We start from the raw sequence: 2,347 nt of genomic DNA, 5'->3' as shown, positions 1-2,347 counted from the left end.
TTGTTGACAAAAGAGGGAGTCCATGTAGCCTTGTTAAGTGGCAGAACCACCAAACTTCCCGAACCTGATAAACCCCAAGCCGAGAATGCCGAGCGTTCGACTGTCCACTTGAACAATTTGTTATGTAGCTGTCTAAATGTAATCGATTGCTTCAATAACTTAGATCGATTAAAATATAACCTCTACAGGAAGTTATAATAATTCAAGGATGTAAACCTACATATAAACTGAAGGATACATCATGACTAAGAAAATTATTGACGCTAAACAAGATAGTAAAGGTAATATCACACAAGTACGCTTTGATGGTAATTCTAGTTTCACCTCGTTAGATACTGCAATGAGAATGGCAGATCGTGGGCAAATCGAAAATGCTCACACTGTACATGCTAAAGACAAGAAGCCCCACCTTAGAACGAACCCCGATCGAAAAAAAGGCAACAACCTCGACGAAATGGCTAAATAAGTAAGCTATTAAGCTTAAGGCTTGTAATCGAGATTTCACGCCTTAGCTACATAACGCCTTGTTAAGGGGTGAGCAACGCAATACCGATGCCGCCGCATAACACCTTAATCACTAAAATCAACGCATAGTGAAAATGCCACGCGTTGCGAATCCCTCTTGAACAATTTGTTAGCAGTTTAGTCGCAGCGCCCCTTGATGTTACCTACGAACATGTTTGCCCCATTAAAACTCCCAAAACCATTGATGGACTTTGTATATACAGCCTTTCCTGAATCTGGATACACAGCCCAAGTTTCTATCGTAGATTCGCCACTATTACCAACATCAGCGCAGATTAATGTAGCCGCGCCCGCTTGAAAACAACTCATGTCATTTGGAGAAACGCTACTTTCATCACCTTTAAACTCAACAATGAATTTTTGTGATGAAATGCCATCTTTACCTATTTCGAAACTTTCAATTTGACGTGTAGAAAAGCCTTTTAGGTCGCCTACAACATAGCAACTAGCTTGACTAGTAAATGATATTAACGAAAAAACAAAAATGAGATACTTCATTACTTCTCCAAACTGCTAACGCCCGCTTAAGCGGAAAAATTTAGTTGGCTAAAATGTTGAACGGAGTGAAAACAGCCAACTGTATTTTTTCCGTTTGAAGCCCTTGTTAGCTTTTACGACCCCTAAGCATGGCTACACCTAGCCAAGAAAACCATACAATTTGGCTTATCCCAAAAACTTCAGTAAGTACATCAGCAGGGTAAATAGTAAAAACACCAGCAATGCCAACAAAAAACCCAAAGTAGTTAAGTGTTTTAGGAAGTTCATTACCTTTTAAAGCGGCAAAACTTAACAATAGAACCCACAGGCCTCCAACTACTTCATTACCACCACCTAAGCCTTCGACTACAGAGTAGATAGCTCGCCAGACTGTCATAGCTTGCTCTGGATCTTTAGTTGACAACTCCAAAGCTGCTGCCAAACCTATATTTGCAATCATTCCACTTGCAATGACTAACCCCACCCAAACAACCCCAAACACCGAAGCGATTTGTGAGAGAATTGAGGCATTCCTCTTCAAACGCTCATGAAGCGCCAATACTAATATAGCCAGTAAAACTCCAAATAGTACATACATGATGAGATTTACGATGGATAGGACATTTTGGTTTTCAGCTAGAAAAGCAAACTTTTGAGCAGAATCAGCATCAGCGGGGAAATTCCAGAACGCGCCAAAAAAAACGAAAGCTGACACGTAAATGATGGACTCCAAAAGAGCAGCAACTCCCCCTGTTTTTTGTAAATTATTCACGATATAAACCCCATATTGATTGAATATTGAGAAAGCTAACGCCGCGTTAAGTGGTGAGCAACGCCACCACGAAACCTAACCATACCACCTTAAACACAAAACCCAACGATGAAATGAAAAATGCCAAGCGTTGGGAATCTGTCTTAAACGCTTTGTTATGCTGCTGTTACGAGAACCTCGATGCTAACTTTTTGTACACTGCATCTTTGTCCCGTTTTCCAATAGCCAACACATACACCACGATTTCATCGTCAATAACTTCATAGGCTAAACGATAGCCTGCTGTACGTAGTTTGATCTTGTAAACTGAGTCGTAGCCACGAAGTTTAGACGAAGGAACATGTGGATTCTCTAGCCGCTCTTTAAGCTTCTTTTTGAACTGACTTTGAATTGGTGGAGCTAACTTGCTCCATTCTTTCTTGGCAGCTGGTAGAAATTTAAGCTTATAAGTCATCGATATCTACTTCCACCGCTTCAGATAACTCACCGCGGCGACTTTCAACTAGTTTAGCAAGCTCGTAGTCATCGAGCATATCCATTAGAAACTCATAAGTTTCTGCTGGGACAAGATAC

At 40.8% G+C, this 2,347-nt stretch carries 4 protein-coding genes and 1 pseudogene; 1 reads left to right on the top strand and 4 read right to left on the bottom strand.

The window, feature by feature from the left end:
• The first annotated feature begins 241 nt into the window (after positions 1-241).
• Positions 242-466 (top strand): DUF3892 domain-containing protein, encoded by a 225-nt coding sequence (locus A1QO_RS05900; RefSeq protein WP_017040598.1) that lies wholly within the window; start codon positions 242-244, stop codon positions 464-466.
• 176 nt (positions 467-642) lie between these two features.
• On the opposite strand, the gene A1QO_RS05895 is transcribed toward A1QO_RS05900, so the two are convergent.
• The 4 genes and pseudogenes from A1QO_RS05895 to A1QO_RS05880 form a co-directional block, all read right to left on the bottom strand.
• Positions 643-1,023: a hypothetical protein gene (locus A1QO_RS05895; protein WP_017039289.1), complete on the bottom strand. Its 381-nt coding sequence runs from the start codon at positions 1,021-1,023 to the stop codon at positions 643-645.
• Between the two features lie 106 nt (positions 1,024-1,129).
• Positions 1,130-1,774: a DUF4386 family protein gene (locus A1QO_RS05890; protein WP_017041533.1), complete on the bottom strand. Its 645-nt coding sequence runs from the start codon at positions 1,772-1,774 to the stop codon at positions 1,130-1,132.
• Positions 1,775-1,940: 166 nt separating this feature from the next.
• A complete protein-coding gene (locus A1QO_RS05885; protein WP_013868556.1) occupies positions 1,941-2,228 on the bottom strand; it encodes a type II toxin-antitoxin system RelE family toxin in 288 nt (95 codons plus the stop codon).
• Positions 2,218-2,347, bottom strand: a pseudogene (locus A1QO_RS05880) (antitoxin); the annotation flags it as partial. The pseudogene A1QO_RS05880 and the gene A1QO_RS05885, both read right to left, overlap by 11 nt.

It is taken from the genome of Vibrio genomosp. F10 str. ZF-129, assembly GCF_000287055.2.
Lineage (GTDB): Bacteria > Pseudomonadota > Gammaproteobacteria > Enterobacterales > Vibrionaceae > Vibrio.
Note: the sequence above shows the minus strand (reverse complement) of the source record. Positions and strands in the feature narration are given on the sequence as shown.